This window comes from Haloferax marisrubri (assembly GCF_001469875.2).
In the GTDB taxonomy this organism is placed as follows: Archaea; Halobacteriota; Halobacteria; order Halobacteriales; family Haloferacaceae; genus Haloferax; species Haloferax marisrubri.
On sequence record NZ_LOPW02000018.1, the window covers coordinates 443,559 to 459,349 of the forward strand.

At 58.6% G+C, this 15,791-nt stretch carries 11 protein-coding genes and 1 pseudogene; 4 read left to right on the forward strand and 8 right to left on the reverse strand.

The features are described 5' to 3' along the window. Positions 1-32: 32 nt before the first annotated feature. The 6 genes from AUR65_RS17005 to AUR65_RS17030 all read right to left on the reverse strand — a co-directional run bounded on the left by AUR65_RS17005 (position 33) and on the right by AUR65_RS17030 (position 7,199). Positions 33-782, reverse strand: coding sequence for a carbohydrate ABC transporter permease (locus AUR65_RS17005; RefSeq protein WP_233194409.1), 750 nt, complete (start codon positions 780-782; stop codon positions 33-35). Positions 783-950: 168 nt separating this feature from the next. Next, complete coding sequence (locus tag AUR65_RS17010; protein WP_058568083.1) at positions 951-1,871, reverse strand: carbohydrate ABC transporter permease; 921 nt, start codon at positions 1,869-1,871, stop codon at positions 951-953. 6 nt (positions 1,872-1,877) lie between these two features. Then, positions 1,878-3,233 carry an extracellular solute-binding protein gene (locus AUR65_RS17015; RefSeq protein WP_233194410.1) on the reverse strand — a complete coding sequence of 452 codons (1,356 nt, stop codon included), beginning with the start codon at positions 3,231-3,233 and terminating at the stop codon, positions 1,878-1,880. A 215-nt stretch (positions 3,234-3,448) separates the two neighbouring features. Then, positions 3,449-4,630, reverse strand: coding sequence for an ABC transporter ATP-binding protein (locus AUR65_RS17020; RefSeq protein ID WP_058568084.1), 1,182 nt, complete (start codon positions 4,628-4,630; stop codon positions 3,449-3,451). Between the two features lie 349 nt (positions 4,631-4,979). Next, positions 4,980-6,317 (reverse strand): sulfatase-like hydrolase/transferase, encoded by a 1,338-nt coding sequence (locus AUR65_RS17025; RefSeq protein WP_233194411.1) that lies wholly within the window; start codon positions 6,315-6,317, stop codon positions 4,980-4,982. 96 nt (positions 6,318-6,413) lie between these two features. After that, a complete protein-coding gene (locus AUR65_RS17030; protein WP_058568085.1) occupies positions 6,414-7,199 on the reverse strand; it encodes an IclR family transcriptional regulator in 786 nt (261 codons plus the stop codon). A gap of 341 nt (positions 7,200-7,540) precedes the next feature. Here AUR65_RS17030 and melA point away from each other — a divergent pair, with 341 nt between their 5' ends. Further along, the gene (gene melA, locus AUR65_RS17035) at positions 7,541-8,893 is read left to right on the forward strand and encodes an alpha-galactosidase (protein ID WP_058568086.1); all 1,353 of its coding nucleotides are present in this window, start codon (positions 7,541-7,543) and stop codon (positions 8,891-8,893) included. A gap of 343 nt (positions 8,894-9,236) precedes the next feature. On the opposite strand, the pseudogene AUR65_RS17040 reads toward melA, so the two are convergent. After that, a pseudogene (locus tag AUR65_RS17040) lies at positions 9,237-10,122 on the reverse strand (IS630 family transposase); the annotation flags it as partial. Between the two features lie 125 nt (positions 10,123-10,247). Here AUR65_RS17040 and AUR65_RS17045 point away from each other — a divergent pair. Both AUR65_RS17045 and AUR65_RS17050 read left to right on the forward strand, forming a co-directional pair. Further along, on the forward strand, positions 10,248-11,051 hold the full coding sequence (locus tag AUR65_RS17045; RefSeq protein ID WP_058568087.1) for an inositol monophosphatase family protein: 804 nt from the start codon (positions 10,248-10,250) through the stop codon (positions 11,049-11,051). Positions 11,052-11,722: 671 nt separating this feature from the next. Next, a complete protein-coding gene (locus AUR65_RS17050) occupies positions 11,723-12,520 on the forward strand; it encodes an IclR family transcriptional regulator (RefSeq protein WP_058568088.1) in 798 nt (265 codons plus the stop codon). A 54-nt stretch (positions 12,521-12,574) separates the two neighbouring features. Here AUR65_RS17050 and AUR65_RS17055 read toward each other — a convergent pair whose 3' ends face one another. After that, complete coding sequence (locus AUR65_RS17055; RefSeq protein WP_058568089.1) at positions 12,575-14,242, reverse strand: aldehyde ferredoxin oxidoreductase family protein; 1,668 nt, start codon at positions 14,240-14,242, stop codon at positions 12,575-12,577. Positions 14,243-14,399: 157 nt separating this feature from the next. Here AUR65_RS17055 and AUR65_RS17060 point away from each other — a divergent pair, with 157 nt between their 5' ends. Beyond that, entirely contained in the window at positions 14,400-15,779 is a 1,380-nt protein-coding gene (locus AUR65_RS17060; protein WP_058568090.1) for an aspartate aminotransferase family protein, read from the forward strand. Positions 15,780-15,791 lie beyond the last annotated feature (12 nt).

The window sequence follows — 15,791 nt, forward strand, 5'->3', positions numbered from 1 at the left end:
CTCGCTCTTCGAACGGGGTGGTGAAAACGGGGTTACATCCCTTTCATCCCACCGCTGGCAAGCCCCTCGACGATGTAGCTCTGGACGAAGGCAAACAGGACGACCACAGGCACGATCGTAATCGTCGCTGCGGTCAACAGAAGTTCCCACGCGACCGTGTTCTGCGACTGGAACAGCTGGAGACCGAACGGAAGCGTTCGCGTCGCGGCTGTCTGCGACAGGATCGAGACGAGAAGGTAGTCGTTCCACGAGAGAATAAACGTGTAGAACCCCGCAACAGCGATGCCGGGCAACGACAGCGGGACGATAATACGCCAGAGGATGTCCAGACGCGAACAGCCGTCCATCTTCGCTGCCTCGTCGAGCGATGCCGGGATGTCATCGAAGTATCCTTTCAACAGCCACGTACCGAGCGGAATCCCCCCGACAGAATGCGCGATGACGATGCCGAGATACGAGTCGATGAGATTCAGCGAGAACATCAACAGGAAAAACGGGATAAGGATGAGCACGAGCGGGAGCATCTGCGTCGCGAGGAACGACAGCAGAATCGACTGCCGGCCGGGGAACTCAAATCTACTCAGTGAGTATGCCGCTAGCGTCCCGACAACGAGCGTGAGGGTGGTCGTCGAAACCGCGATGACGACTGAGTTGACGAAGTACCCCTGGAACGCCCCCGTCTGCAGAACAGTGAGGTAGTTCTCGACGGTGAGGTCACCGAGCGACGGGATGAGTTGTGGCGAGTAGAGGAACTCCTGGGATGTGAACGTCACGAGCAGCATGTACCCCACCGGAAGCAGGAGGAAAGCGAAGTACAGGCTGAGGACAGCGTACACTCCGACGAGACGACGCGGCGACATGTCGTCGGATAGCCACGCGTCGAAGCGCTGAATCAGCGAACGGTCCGAAGACGAGTGTGTGGATGAGTCAGTTGCCATTGGTCTGTTCGGTTAGTCGCGAGCCTCCAGTCTCACGTACACGACGGTGAAGGCCATCATGATGATGAGCATCACGAGTGCCATGCTCGCCCCGTATCCGAGGGCGTACTGTTCGAACGCCTGCTTGTAGATGTACGTCGACATTACCTCTGTGTTCCCGAGCGGCCCGCCGCCGGTCGAGAGATAGACGATGTCGAAGTTGTTGAACGTGAAGATGACGTGCAGCACGATCATAATCATCGACACGTACGAGATCTGTGGGAGGGTGATGTATCGGAAGGCCTGCAACGGTCCTGCACCGTCAAGTCGGGCAGCCTCGTACTGGGTCTCCGGAATCGACTTCATCGCGGCCATGAGTGCAATGGCGTAGAACGGAACGTTACGCCACACGTGCATCACGACGATGAGCGGGAATGCGACACCGGGACGGCCGAACCAGTACGTCGTCTCCAACCCCAACTTCGCGAGGACGATGTTGGCCGGGCCGAAATCGGGTTGGACGAGAAATCGGAAGATGATAACCATCACGATGCCGGGAAGCACCCAGGTAATCATCGATGCGCTACGGAAGAAGCCAGCTCCAGGCACTTTCTCTTTGAGTGCCAGCGCTAATCCCAACCCGAGGAGGTACTGTAGCGAGACGGCGACGGCCGTCAGCAGAACCGTGTGCCAGAGCGCCGACTTGAACGTCGCGTCCGACAGCATCTGACCGAAGTTGCTGAGTCCGACGAAGGTCATCTGGTCGGGGTTCAAAAGCGACACTTCGAAGAACGCCAGTTGGATTCCTCGAAGCGTCGGGTAGACGATGATGGCGCCGAGCATAATCACAGCCGGGAGTACCATCGCATAGCCCAACCAGGTGTCCGAGACGAACCGCTTGAACTCCGCTACGTACGGCGAGAGTGGACTAGACGAGATGTCTTGTGTGGCCATGGTGTTCTACAGTTCGCTTTCGAGTGCGGTCAGTTCCTCGTGGAGTTTCGTACCGGCCTTGTACGGGTCAGTCTTGCCGTAGGAAACCTCCTGCATAAGGCGGTAGAACGGCTCTCGGACGGGGCCCCATCCAACTTTTGCGAGTGCGCGACCAGTCTTGAACACGTCGACGAACGGTTCCCAGTTCTCGTTGTCGATGGTTGATTCCACCTCGTCGTGGACGGGTGTCATCGCGTTTCCGGGAGAGTCCTCACCCATCGCGTTCATCGTGTCTGGACTGGCGAACGTGGCGATTGCATCCCACGCGGCGTCCTTCTGGTCGCTGTGTGAGTTCATCATTATCGGTTTGACTTCGAGGAACGTCCCCTTCGAACCACCGTCACCGTAGGGGAGGTGGCCGACGCCGGTGTTCTCGTTGAGGAGCGTGGCCGTCGCATCGGTATCGTTGATGTTGGTCCCAGTCGTCCAGCCACGGAGCCACGTCCCACACTCGATAAAGGCGAACTGCCCGTTGAGGTACCCGGGGTCGTTGACCTGCCACCCGGTCCCAAGTTGGTCCGGGTTACCGAGTGGTTCGTCGGCCGCCCACACTTGGTAGTACCAGTTGTCGAAAATTTGGCCGAGCGTGTCGGCGTCGATATTCAACGCCCACGCGTCCCCCTCGGGAACGTAGAGCTGGTCCGTATGTTGATAGACGTGCGACATCCACTCTTGGAACGCTCGGACGCTGCCGTCTTTCGTACAGTTGTGGTAGGCCTGGATGCCGTCGACTTCCTTGTTGATGAGCCGACCGATTTCCTGAAACTCCTGAGCGGTCTCCGGCGGCTCCTGGCCCAACTCTTCGAGAACGTCCATCCGGTAGATGAGTGCACGGCCGTTGCCCGTGTACGGAAGCCCGTAGAGCTTCCCTTGGTACCGCATCGCGTCGAGCGCAGAGTCGACGAAGCCGTCGAAGTAATCGAGTTCTTCGACACGATCGTCAAGTGGTTCGAGATGTCCCGCCTTGATATACTCCGTCAGGTGAGCAAGGACACCCTCGATGACATCGGGATCACCGGTCCGAGCACCCGTGAGAAACTTTTGTCTGAGATCCTCGTATGAGAACCGCCCGATAGTCAACGGTGCGTCGCCCCGAGCGTTGTAGTTCTCTTTGAACGTGTCCTTCCAGATAGGAGGTGAGTCGTCGTTGGGGAAGGTGTACTCCCAGAAGAGCACCTCATCCCCGCTTGCATCACCGCTACTGTTACTCTGGTCGGTAGCGGTATCCCCATCGCCTCCGCCGAGTTGCCTGTCGCCTCCACTATTACCGCCACCCGTACACCCCGCGAGTGCGACGCCTGCGCCAACACCGAGGCCCTTCACGAGTGAACGCCTGCTCAAACTAGATGAGTTACTCTCTGTCATGGGATGAACCCTACAGCACACATTAGACCACCATTATTTATAATTTACTAATGGACACATATTCCACAGACATCGGCAACGGCGGTGTTAGCTACACTATCGGGAAGAGAAAGTTCGATCCAAGCGACGACGCTTCGCTAGCAGAGTGATCGACTAGTGACTGTCCCGCAGCATCACTCGGCTCCGACCTCAACGCTGCCGACGTTGTCGAGACCAACGAGTGCGTCGATATCACTAGACTCGGGTGGCTCGCGGTTCCGAAGTGTCTCGCCCGTCTTCCCGTCGAAGAGATGAATCCGGTCCTGCGGGAACTGAACGGTTAGCTGCCTCCCCGGTTCGATGACGATGTCTCCTTCGAGCGTTGCAGTATACTGCTTGCCACCGATTTGAAGGTAGACGTAGGTGACATCGCCTAGTGGTTCAGTTACCTCCACTTCCGGCGACAACGCGTTGTGTGTGCCTGCTGGAACCGCTTTGATATCTTCAGGACGGATACCTAGGGTGAACTGTTGTCCCGAGTTTTCGATATCTGCGTAGACGTCATCGTCCAATTCGTAGCTAAAGGCGTCGTGAACGAGCGTTGGCGTCTCGCCGCTCGTGTCGAGTTCGACATCGAAGAAATTCATCGACGGTGAGCCAATGAAGCCGGCGACGAACTGATTCTCCGGCTGGTGGTAGCATTCCAGCGGAGTCCCAATCTGCTGCAGTTCACCGTCGTTGAGCACGGCGATTCGGTCAGACATGGTCATTGCTTCAGTCTGGTCGTGCGTGACGTAGATAGTCGTCACGTCGAACTTCTGCTGAATTTTCTGGAGTTCCGTCCGCATCGTCGTCCGGAGTTTCGCGTCGAGGTTCGATAGCGGCTCGTCCATCAGAAACACTTCGGGTTCACGGACGATAGCACGACCAAGCGCAACGCGCTGTTGCTGCCCCCCGGAAAGGTCACCCGGCTTCTTACCGAGCAGATCATCGATACCCATCATCTCGGCCGCCTCGTGAACCCGTTTTCGAATCTCGTCCTTCGGGAGGTCGGTCGTCATCTTTAGCCCGAAAGACATGTTTTCTTCTGCAGTCATGTGCGGGTACAACGCGTAGTTCTGGAAAACCATCGCCATATTCCGCGCCTTAGGCTTGTTGTCAGTAACTGCCTCGCCGTCAAGTACTAACTCACCAGATGTTGGTGTCTCGAGACCTGCGATACATCGTAGTGTCGTGGATTTCCCACAACCAGAGGGACCGACGAGAACGATGAACTCGCCGTCTTCGATCTCCACGTCGAAGTCGTCGACAGCAACGATATCTCCGCTATTGTCGTGGAACACCTTCTTGAGGTGCTGAACGTCTAGCTTACCCATACCACGTCCAAGATTGTTATTCGTGTTAAATCTTGCTCTCGTAGGAATTTCTCCGGTAAGCCCTCTCGGCAAGACAGAGGGCAAGCTCGGAGCAGTCGGGTGACTTCAGAGATTGACCCCTAAGCTGTAGCAGGCGGACTCAACGGCAGAACTCGCCCCACAATATTCTATGTTACATGAAACAGCTGTGGTTGGCAACAGTCAACTCATCGGGATGTGCCACCTGTGCCCATCTCTGGCCGATATCGATGGCATTGAGATTTTTATATATCATGAAACTAAATCAAAGACCGTTTCGAAGACAAGCCAATTGGAGGTATCGAGGCGAAAGAACACCCAACAGAGGGGGTCAGTAGTCCTGATATCCGGGGTTGGAGACCGGATCGATAGTCGGGTCTTCACCTTCGACATCACGGATATACTCAAGCAATCGGTCTCTGAGCCGTTCGAAGACGGCTCTGTACTCAGGCCGACCGACGAGGTTGACCTGTTCGGCGGGGTCACGCGCGAGGTTGTATAGGTATCTCTCGACGTAGTGGTCGCTCGACTTCTCTGCTTTGCCCCCGCGCCATCCGGTCAACGTCGGTGCGGAAACTCCCAGTTTCCAGCGGTCCGTTCGGATTGCTCGGCCGATTTCCGAGCCACTGAGCTGGATGAACGCCTCACCCATTCTGGGGTGGTCGTCGTCGAGTAAGCTGTGGCCGTGCATCGACTCGGGAACGTCATTGCCAGCGGCGTCGAGAATCGTCGGTGCCCAGTCAACAAGGCTGACGGTCCGTTCGACGACGCGTCCAGCGTCGATTCCCGGTCCATGGAGGACAGCTGGGACATGGACTGATGCATCATGGCAGGTGCGCTTATACTCACCGGGGCGACTACGGAAATGGCACCCATGGTCGGATGTGAATGCAACTATCGTCTCGTCACGAACACCTGTGCGTGCAAGCGTATCAGTAAGTCGGCCAATACACTCGTCTATACGTTCGACTGCGCCGTAATAGTCCGGCAGTTCGTTGAACCAGTTTCCTGGCCGGTCACGGAGATCCGGCGGAACGTACGGGTTGTTTCTATAGCGTTCTGCGTATCCCTCAGGGGCGACGAACGTCTGCTGGTCGTTCTGGTCGTGTGGCTCCAAGAAGCCGACCATCAAGAAGAACGGTTCCGAAAGCGTCTCGATTGCGTCGATAGCGAAGTCAGCGAAGGCGTCCGCACGGTATTTATCGAACGTCACGGGCTCGCCGTTCTCGTCGAACAGCATCCCTTCCGTAGGCTGAGTCATGAACTCGGGAACATCAGCACCGATCCAGAAGTCCTCGTAGCCACCACGGTGGGACGTTGGCACCGGTTCGTCAAATGTCCCCGCCAGATGCCATGACCCGACGAAACCCGTCTCGTACCCGTTCTCAGCGAAGTAGTGTGCGAGCGTTCGTTCCCCGTCAGCAAGTGGAAGTGAGTGACGCCAAACGCCCGTCTCAGTTGCATATCGACCAGTGTGAATAACCGATTGCGACGAACCACAGACCGGCTGTGGAGTGACTGCATTGTCGAATCGAAGACCCTCGGCGGCGAGTTGATCGATGTTCGGTGTGAGATCCATCGGAGAACCGTGCGCACCAACTGTGTCCCACCGGTGTTGATCGGTCACGATCATGAGGACGTTCGGTCGATCAATCGAATCATCAGCCATACGTCTGCTTTCGTTAGTTGGTAATATATATGTGTGGGCATGGCCAGAATTGTGTTCGGATAGAGATTACAAGCATATGAATGTAATTTTGTCAGACTATCTGAACCGTAGTTTACTCTCGATAGAGCTCACCGTACTCCCGAGTAAGTTCTTGAACTCGGACATGTCTGTCGTATCCGCATTAGGGTCGACCGGCTTTTTGATACCTACCGCACAAATAGCTTCGTCGTCATCGTCCGTAACCGGAGCGGCGACCGCATGCCACTCTTCGAACTGCTCACGACGCGAATGGGCGGCCCGTCTGTCCCGCACAGATTGCAGCTCTGACTGGAGTTCCTCTGGGTCCGAAATTGTGAACGGCGTCAGCGACGGAAGCGTCCGGTTTTCCAACCACGACTCGACAGTTTCTGTCGGTTGGTAGGCGAGAATGACTTTTCCCCCAGCGGTAGCGTGGAGGTGTGCTCGCTCACCCTCTTGATGTGGTGGAGTCGTCGCACCCGAGGGGACAATCTGGGTGAGGTAGACACCAAACCCGTGTTCTGGAACCATGAGCGTCGTCACACCTCCAGTCGTCTCGGCTAAGCTTTCGAGTGAATCGTAGGTCTGGTTATAGAGATTTCGCTGGGTGCGGGCAGCAATACCTAGTTCAAGAAACCCCAGGCCGAGACGGTACTCAGATCCATCTTTGTCGACATACTGGATCGACTGAAGCGTGTTGAGATGTTTGTAAACGGTCCCCGAGGCGAGCCCTAACTCTTCGACGAGTTGCTGGACTGTAGCACCGTCGTGGCGTTTTAGAGCCTCAATGATACGGAAACTCGTAACGGTCGTCGTCGCTAGATATCCATCGTCTTGGGCCACGTCAAAGCGGTTGGTTGTCATAGTTCAATTCACGGTATCATCACACATAGTTGTTTTCATGATACGTGAAATAGCGTCGGGAAAGATGTTACGGGCATTTCACCGCCATCAATCCACAAAGCCCGAAGAGAGCACCATTCTACACTATTTATAGTTCTTAATTATTTCACGATTCATGAAATTGATGTTCCCACAACCCGTTGTGTCGAGGTAGGGGCCGCACGCTAAGACCCATCGGGACACACTCAGACAGTACGTGTGCTACCCTACACCACACGCGTCCCTAAGCCTCGATAAGTTGTAGTAGAACTGAGGGCGGCACGGCGAAATACTTATAACAAACCCAGAGACACGTAGTAGCAATGCCAAAGATTGCCCTGATCGGAGCTGGGAGTATGGTATTTGCAAAGAAACTCATCGGCGACATCCTCTCGTTCGACGAGTTGTCTGACAGCCATATCGCGTTGATGGACATCGACAAACATCGACTCACACAGACGCAACGTGTCGCTGAGGCGATGGTTGAAAACGAAGGACTCGAAACGACTGTCTCGGCGACACTTGACAGACGCGAAGCCCTTGAAGACGCGGACTACGTCCTCAACATGATCAACGTTGGTGGGACTGAGCCCTTCGAAAACGAGATCCGGATCCCGGAAAAATACGGAGTGAAGCAAGCAATCGGTGACACGACTGGACCGGGAGGAATCTTCCGTGGCCTTCGGACGATTCCGACAATCCTCGGCCTCGCGGACGACATGGAAGAGCTGTGTCCCGATGCTCTTCTACTCAACTATACGAACCCGATGGCCATCCTCTGTAAGGCTGTCTTTGACGCGACTAACATCGAGGTCGTTGGTCTCTGTCACTCCGTCCCGCACACGGCCGAGGCAATAGCAGAGTACACGGAAACGCCACAGGACGAACTCGAGTACTGGGTCGCCGGCATCAACCACATGGCTTGGTTCCTCACCTGCGAACACGACGGAGAGAGTCTTTATCCGGCACTCAAAGAGGCCTACGACGACGAAGAGACGTACCGCAAGGACACGGTCCGTTTCGAGATAATGAAGCACTTCGGCGCGTTCCCCACGGAATCGAGCCATCATATGAGTGAGTACCTCCCGTACATCCGAACAGACGATGCACTTATCGAGGAGATGGCCGGGACGAACTTCGCCGAACGGATGCCAACCGCGACGTACCTAGAGGGATGGCTTGCGCGGTCCGAAGAGCGCGACGATCCCGAACTGGACGTCGACCTCAACGAGGTTAGTGTCGAACGTTCCGAGGAATACGCGTCCCGGCTCATCCATTCGTTGGAAACGGGAACTCAACGCCGGTTCAACCTCAACGTGTCCAACGAATCGAACGCCATCGAAAACCTTCCTGCAGACGCTTGTGTGGAAGTTCCGGTCTTCGTCGACGGTACCGGCCTTCACCCAGCTTCGGTTGGAGAGTTGCCGACACAACTTGCCGCTCTGGACCGCCAGCACTCTGCAATCTACGAACTGGCGGTGGAAGGTGCCTTAGAGGGTAACCGCGAGAAAGTCCACCAAGCAGTAAAGCTCGATCCTCTGTCAAGCGCCGCTTGTTCACTAGACGAACTACACGAGATGACCGAAGAACTCATCGAGGCAAACGCAGATTACATCCCGGACCTGGAGTGGCCGAGTAAGCAAAACCCGGAGAGAGCAGTCCCCGCAGATGACTAATCGAAACACAGCGTAACAGCGTGAGTCAGAGGCAGTACACCACTGGGTACAGTATTCCGATCGGTGGTGCGTGTCATCTCCACGCATCGGTTCTGGCTCGGAACGCAGTCCGTTGAAGTGGACCCCGGTCGACAATGTGGACCTCAGTCCGTCGTTCGGTCGGTCTACCTTTATGAATTAACCAACACCGATTGATCTTTTCAGGTTACAACGGGAGACTCACGATAGGCCAGTCTTCCTGACAATGAGGGTCGTTCCAGCGAGCACACCCGGATCGAATTACGAGTGAAAAGACCAACTATTGTTGGTTAAGACGGCTACAAGGAACTGTCTATAGTAGTAGTTAGAAATAGTTGCTCACTTTTGGAATAGAGATGTGATTGAGAGCGGTATCGATTGCGGTTGTCAGCTTGTCAAGCGACTCAAAGAACCGGCTGCGAACTGCCTTTGCAGCGGTCTCCAGCATTCGTCGACCGGATTCAATTCCGGTGAATACGAGAGTAACGTCACGAAGGCGAGGTCATCACGGGCCGCCAGTTCCGTGACGGCCGACGCCTGAAAATACGGCGCTCCGTCCAGTACGAGCATCAGGTTATTATTGAATTCAGTCTATGATGGTAAAATGAAAGTTTTGCGTGTTTGGTCGTGACGTACTCGATGAATCGAGAGAGAAGCGACCACCATGCTCGGTAATTGCGCCCAGTCGGCACGTCCAGCCACGTTGGCCAGACAGCTCGACAGAGGGCCGCGTGCCGCGTGGTTTCCGCGCGGCACATGGCTCAACTTGCACGAATTTCTTGGTCTGGTCGATACAGACGACGGTGGCGTCCATTTCCCGCCGCTTTTTGATCTCATCGTGAAACGTTCTTGCTCGTCTTCGCCGTCTTCAGCGACTGTGCAGCGCGTACTTTGGTATTATACACCGTTTCTTTCAGCAACCGCCGACAGCTTGGGATCGAATACTCGACGCTGTAGGTTTCTTCGAGAAGATCTTAGACACGCGCCGGCGTCCACGCCGGCGCGTCGACGCAGACTTCTTGGGGGTAGTTCGTGAACGGCTTCTTCAAATCTAATATATCGTGTTTTTTATATATTTTGCATTCTACCAGTTTATTTATCATTAAAATAGTTGGATCAAGCGACTTGTCGGCGTCGAGTCGCTTGAGCTAGCCGCAGATGGTCCGCCGCTGAACGTCGTCCCACTCAGCTAGCTCGGTCAGATTATGACCCTCAGAGCGCGTGCATCTACTCACGGGGGAAGGCTAACTGGCACTACAGTAGCGTATTCTCCACGAGACAGCAACGATTTGACCGCGGTCCAAGGCTTTTTCTCGCCGTGTAATGCATAGTCGCCATGGACGCAGACCCGCGCGAGGCAGTCGCAATCGAGGCCGCGGAGGTCGGTGCCGACCACGCGTCGGCCCGGTTCAGGACCAAACTGGACGTCGAGCGAAAGGGCGACGAAATCGACCTCGTGACCGAAGTCGACCGCGAGACACAACGCCGGGTCATCTCGACGATTCGAGAGCAGTTCCCCGAGGACGCGATCGTCGGCGAGGAGGAAGACGAGCTGAAGACCGTCCCCGAGTCCGGGTACGCGTGGATTATCGACCCGATAGACGGGACGCAAAACTACACGCGGGGGGCCCGCGAGTGGGTGACGAGCGTCGCCGTCGTCGAAGACCGGACGCCGATTGCGGCGGTGAACGTCTCCCCCGAGACGGGCGACACCTACGTCGCCACGGCGGAGCGAGTCGAGCGGAACGGACGACCCATCTCCGTCAACGACGAGTCGAACACCAGCGCGTTCCTCGTCTCCTCGACGCTTCGGTATCAGGTCGGCGACCGGCCGGGAATCGAACGGCTCGCGGGAGACATCTTCGGCACGTTCGGCGAGATGCGAAAGCTCGGGACGACGCAACTGACGCTCTCGCGACTCGCCGACGGGTCGATAGACGCGGTCATCGGACTCGACGAACACCCGAACGCGTGGGACACCGTCGCCGGTGCCTACCTCGTCGAGCGCGCGGGCGGAACGGTAACCGACATCCACGGAAACGAGTGGGGACCGGGACAGCCCGGCCTCGTCGCGTCGAACGGGCGCGCACACGACGAGGTGCTCGAAGCGGCGCAGGCGGCGTTCGAGGCGACGCAGTAGTCGCATCCTCCGGCGCAACCACCCACAGCACCCGACGACCGGACAGAGTTCGTGACGGGCGGATTCGGGCAGTTGAATTACATAGATATGCCTGTAATGGAGATGGGCGGTTCCGCGTTGACTGAATGCGTACTCGGACGCGGTCGTCGCGCGAGTCTAATTTTCTTGTCACGAGAGCGTGCGCGTGCGTTCACCGCGAACTGACCGATGACAGCGAGCGGAACGACGACGCTCGACACACGGCACGGAGAGAAGTGTGGTCGTGTCGCCCAGTATCGCCAGTCACACTTAAACGTTCACGCGTCCGAAAGCCGCATCGAGAGTGGCGGTCTCAGGCGCTCATTCGGCCGTGAAACCGAACCTCACACGTCTCGGGACACGCGACGTTCCCGTTTTCCGAATACGTATATAGAGATGAGCCAGTTTCCTCCCGGATGAACGAATAATTACAACACCTTCCGTTCGTAATCATCTCATAGGAGTGTGTTAACTATTGACAATCGAGAGAGCTACGTATAAATGTTCGACTCTCCGGAACAGCCTGAATCGCCGAGCAGTCGGGACAGGTCGTGTCGAGCGAGCGTTCAGTCCCGGTATCGCGGGTACCTGCTGACACGGCCGCCCCAACAAACGGAGGTACATCTTTAACCCCTGACCGTGGATTCCCCTCCATGAATAGACACGACCCGTCCGGCGTGCTCAAGACGACCGCCGCCTCGTTGGCGCTCGTCGACCACATCCTCGAACTGGAGGGGGCGACGATGAGCGAGTTGGTCGAGGCGACCGACCTCGCGAAGAGCACCGTCCACGCTCACCTGAAGACGCTCGCAGAGTACGGCTACGTCGTGAACATCGACAACGAGTACCAGCTGGGAGCGAAGTTCTGTCATCTCGGCGACTACGTCAGGACGCGCAAGGACTACTACCGAGTCGCTCAGGAGACCGTCTCGTGGCTCGACAGCGAATCGTCGATGGACGCGGACTTCGCGGTCGAAGAACACGGCCGCATCGTCTCTCTGTACGGCGACCTCGAATTCGCGAACTCCCCGCGGTTTCTCATCGACGGCAGTCCGTTCCACGTCCACACGACGAGTTCGGGGAAGGCGATTATCGCCGAGTACCCGGAGACGCGAGTGCGGGACATCATCGACCGCTGGGGACTGCCGGCGGCGACGGACGCCTCCATCACGACCGAAGACGAACTGTTCGCGGAGCTGGCGACGGTCCGCGAGCAGGGATACGCCGAGAACAGCGGCGAGGCGGTCGAGGGCTTTTGGGCCATCGGGAAGGCCGTGAAGTCGCCGCGGGGCGAGGTGTACGGGTCGCTGAACCTGAGCGGTCCCGCCTACGTCATCGACGAGGAGACGCGGGCGACGCAGGCCGAACTGCTCGAACGCGCCGCCGAGCGATTCGAACAGGGCATCGCGGAGCTATACCAGACTCCGGCGGGCGAAACGGACGAAGAGTGAGAAGCGGGGGGAGAGAGACGGAGAATTCGTCGGGCGGAAGGGTACGCAGACGCGTTACGCCGGGACGTTTCCGGCCGGGACGACGCCGTCGTCGGTCCATCCGCGACGCTCGTAGTACGCTTCGAGCGCCGCCTCGAACCCGTCTAACTCGTCGGCGTACGGGAGCGTGTCGTCGCCGCGGTCGAAGCCGCGCTGGTTGTTGAAGTGCCGTTCGAGCGTGACGATGCGGTCGCCGACGGCCAGCAGGTCCTCGAAGTCGGCACCGAACAGCATCTCGTAGCGCTCGGGGGTCATGAAGTCCCGCGAGAACTTGCAGACGATGCCGCTGTCGTTGAGCGCCATCTGGTTTTCCTTCTCGATGAGGCGCTTGGGCTTGCCCTCGAAGCCCTCCGGCGGATAGGCGTCGTCCTTGCCGACGAGCGGGTACTCCTGCGAGTAGAACACCGCGTACATGTGGTCCGCGCCGCGGTTGGCGACGGCGTACGACAGGCCCTGTCCGTGGAGGACGCGCCCCTCGTGGGCGGCGAAGTCCATCCCCTTGACCGTCCAGTTCTCCACGCCGAGGTCGTCGTGCACGCGGGCGATGCCCTCGGCGAGGTCGTCGCCGACGCCCTCTCGGAGCGCGATTTTCTCCACGAGGTCGTGGATGAGGTCGGTGTTGCCGAACTCGTCTTCGCTGGCGAGGTACGCCGCGACGGTGTTGCCGGCCGAGATAGCGTCGAGGCCGTAGCGGTCGCACAGTTCGTTCGACTTCATCACTTCGACGATGTCGTCGACGCCGGAGTTCGACCCGAACGCCATCGTGACTTCGAACTCGGGGCCCTCGGTCTCGACGCCCGCCTCCTCGTCTCTCGTGGGGAGTTTGCACGCGAACGCGCAGGCCGAACAGGTTCCTTTCTTGTACTTCTTCTCCTCGATAGCGTCGCCGTTGATGCCCTCCGCACCCTCGAAGTGACGCTCGGAGAAGTAGTACGACGGGAGACCGTCCATCTCGTTGGCGAGGTCCAGCACGGCGACGGTTCCCTGTCGCTTCATGATGTGGTCGTCGGTGGCGGCCTCGCGGTGAATCTCCATCTGCGACGCCGGAATCTCGATGTCGGGCGCGGAGTCGCCGCCGAACGTGAGCGCCTTCACGTTCTTCGACCCGAGGACCGCGCCGAGACCACCGCGGCCGAACGCGCGCTCCTCGCTCGTCATGATGGAGGCGAAGCGCACGAGGTTCTCGCCGGCGGGGCCGACGACCATCGTCCGGTCGGCTTCGATGCCGTGTTCGTCGTCGAGGTACGCGACCGTCTCGGGGACCGTCGCGCCGGCGAGGTCCGGGACGGATTCGAACTCGACGCCCTCGTCGGTGACGTGGAGGACGACCAGTTCGTCGCTCGCGCCCGCGAGTTCGACCGCCGAATAACCCGCGTCAGCGAAGTTCCGCGAGACGAACCCGCCCGCGTTCGACGAACAGAGGCCGCCGGTCAAAGGCGAGACGCTGGTGCAGTTGGTCCGGCCGGTGAAGCTCATGTTCGACGCCTGCATCGGACCGGTGCTGAAGTAGACCCGGTTCTCCGGGCTGAGCGGGTCCACGTCGAAGGGGACGCGCTCGTGAGCGAGTCGGGTGGCGACCCCACGACCACCGACGTAGGATTCGAGAATCTCGTCGATGTCTTCCGTCCGACTCGTTTTGTCTCCCAAGTCGACCGTGAGCAGCGGACCTTTTGCGTGTAACATTAGAAAAAGAAGGAGTTGCCTCGCACAAATCCATTGTGGTTACTGTTACGTAGCTAACCTGACTACCGCGGGAACCGGACTCGAAACCGAATACTGTGTACGTTATCAATAGGAATCGTGGACAAATTATTTATGACTGTTCTGCATGGGTTGAGGCATGGTCGCAGGTCCACCGATTCACGAGTTGCACTTCGACGACGCGCCGAGCGTGGACGACGTTCCGGGGCCGAAGTCGACGCGACTCCTCGAAAAACAGCAGCGAATCGACAGTAGCGCCGTCTCGTACCCCGAGGATATCCCCATCGCGTTCGACAGCGGGAAGGGCGCGACGGTGCGCGACGCCGACGGCAACACCTTCATCGACATGTTCGCCGGCATCGGCGTGCTGAACGTCGGTCACTCGAACCCGTACGTCCTCGACGCGGTCCACGAGCAGACCGACAAGTTCGTCCACACCGTCGACTTCCCGACGGAGGCCCGACTCGACCTCATCGAGAAACTGGACGAAATCGCGCCCGAGGGACTGCGCGGGAACAACCGCGTCGTCTTCGGCGGCCCGACGGGGAGCGACGCCATCGAGGCGTCTATCAAACTCGCCAAGTACAACACCGAGGGAACCGGTCTCGTCGCCTTCCGCGGCGCGTATCACGGCGCGACGAGCGGCGCGATGAGCCTCACCGGTAACAAGAAGTTCAAGGGCGACTACTCGCCGCTCCTCCCCGACGTGGTCCACGCGCCCTACCCGAACACTATCGAGATGGGCAAGGGACCGCAGGAAGCGGTGGACCACTGTCTCGAAGAAGTCAAGGCCATCTTCGAGGACCCCTACGGCGGCCTCGCCAACCCGGCGGGCATCTTCGTCGAGCCGATTCAGGGCGAAGGCGGCGTCGTCACCCCGCCGAAGGGCTTCCTGAAGGGCCTCCGCGACATCGCCGACGACAACGACGTGCCGCTCGTGTTCGACGAGATTCAGAGCGGCCTCGGTCGCTCCGGCAAGTGGTGGGCCAGCGAGTGGTACGGCGTCACGCCGGACGTGATGACCTCGGCGAAGGCGCTCGGCGGGACCGGCTTCCCGCTGTCGGCGACTATCTACCACGAGGACCTCGACACGTGGGGGTCGGGCGACCACGCCGGCACCTACCGCGGCCACGTCGTCGGGATGCGCGCCGGCACCCGCGCCATCGAGTACATCCAGGAACACGACCTCCTCGCGCACGCCCGCGACCTCGGCCAGTACATCCGCGGACGGCTCTCCGAAGTCGCAGAAGACAACCCGCGAATCGTGGACGTTCGCGGGAAGGGGCTGTTCATCGGCGCGGAGTTCGTCGACGCCGACGGCAACCCCGACGGCGACGCGGCCGACGCGCTCCAGCAGTACTGCTTCGAGCGCGGCGTGTTGGTGTGGAAGGCCGGTCGACACGGCAACATCCTGCGCCTGCTCCCGCCGCTCGTGCTCACCCGCGACCTCGCGGAGACGGCGCTCGACGTCATCACCGACGGCATCGAAGCGGTCACGGCCGAGAAACAGCGGCTCTGAGTCGCGCGCTAA

Excerpts from the sequence above, each read along its gene's own strand:
- AUR65_RS17030 (WP_058568085.1), bottom strand. The coding sequence starts at position 7,199 with ATGACAACCAACCGCTTTGACGTGGCCCAAGACGATGGATATCTAGCG.
- AUR65_RS17055 (WP_058568089.1), bottom strand. The coding sequence starts at position 14,242 with ATGTTACACGCAAAAGGTCCGCTGCTCACGGTCGACTTGGGAGACAAA.
- AUR65_RS17020 (WP_058568084.1), bottom strand. The coding sequence starts at position 4,630 with ATGGGTAAGCTAGACGTTCAGCACCTCAAGAAGGTGTTCCACGACAAT.
- AUR65_RS17010 (WP_058568083.1), bottom strand. The coding sequence starts at position 1,871 with ATGGCCACACAAGACATCTCGTCTAGTCCACTCTCGCCGTACGTAGCG.
- AUR65_RS17050 (WP_058568088.1), top strand. The coding sequence starts at position 11,723 with ATGAATAGACACGACCCGTCCGGCGTGCTCAAGACGACCGCCGCCTCG.
- melA (WP_058568086.1), top strand. The coding sequence starts at position 7,541 with ATGCCAAAGATTGCCCTGATCGGAGCTGGGAGTATGGTATTTGCAAAG.
- AUR65_RS17025 (WP_233194411.1), bottom strand. The coding sequence starts at position 6,317 with ATGGCTGATGATTCGATTGATCGACCGAACGTCCTCATGATCGTGACC.
- AUR65_RS17060 (WP_058568090.1), top strand. The coding sequence starts at position 14,400 with ATGGTCGCAGGTCCACCGATTCACGAGTTGCACTTCGACGACGCGCCG.
- AUR65_RS17005 (WP_233194409.1), bottom strand. The coding sequence starts at position 782 with ATGCTGCTCGTGACGTTCACATCCCAGGAGTTCCTCTACTCGCCACAA.
- AUR65_RS17045 (WP_058568087.1), top strand. The coding sequence starts at position 10,248 with ATGGACGCAGACCCGCGCGAGGCAGTCGCAATCGAGGCCGCGGAGGTC.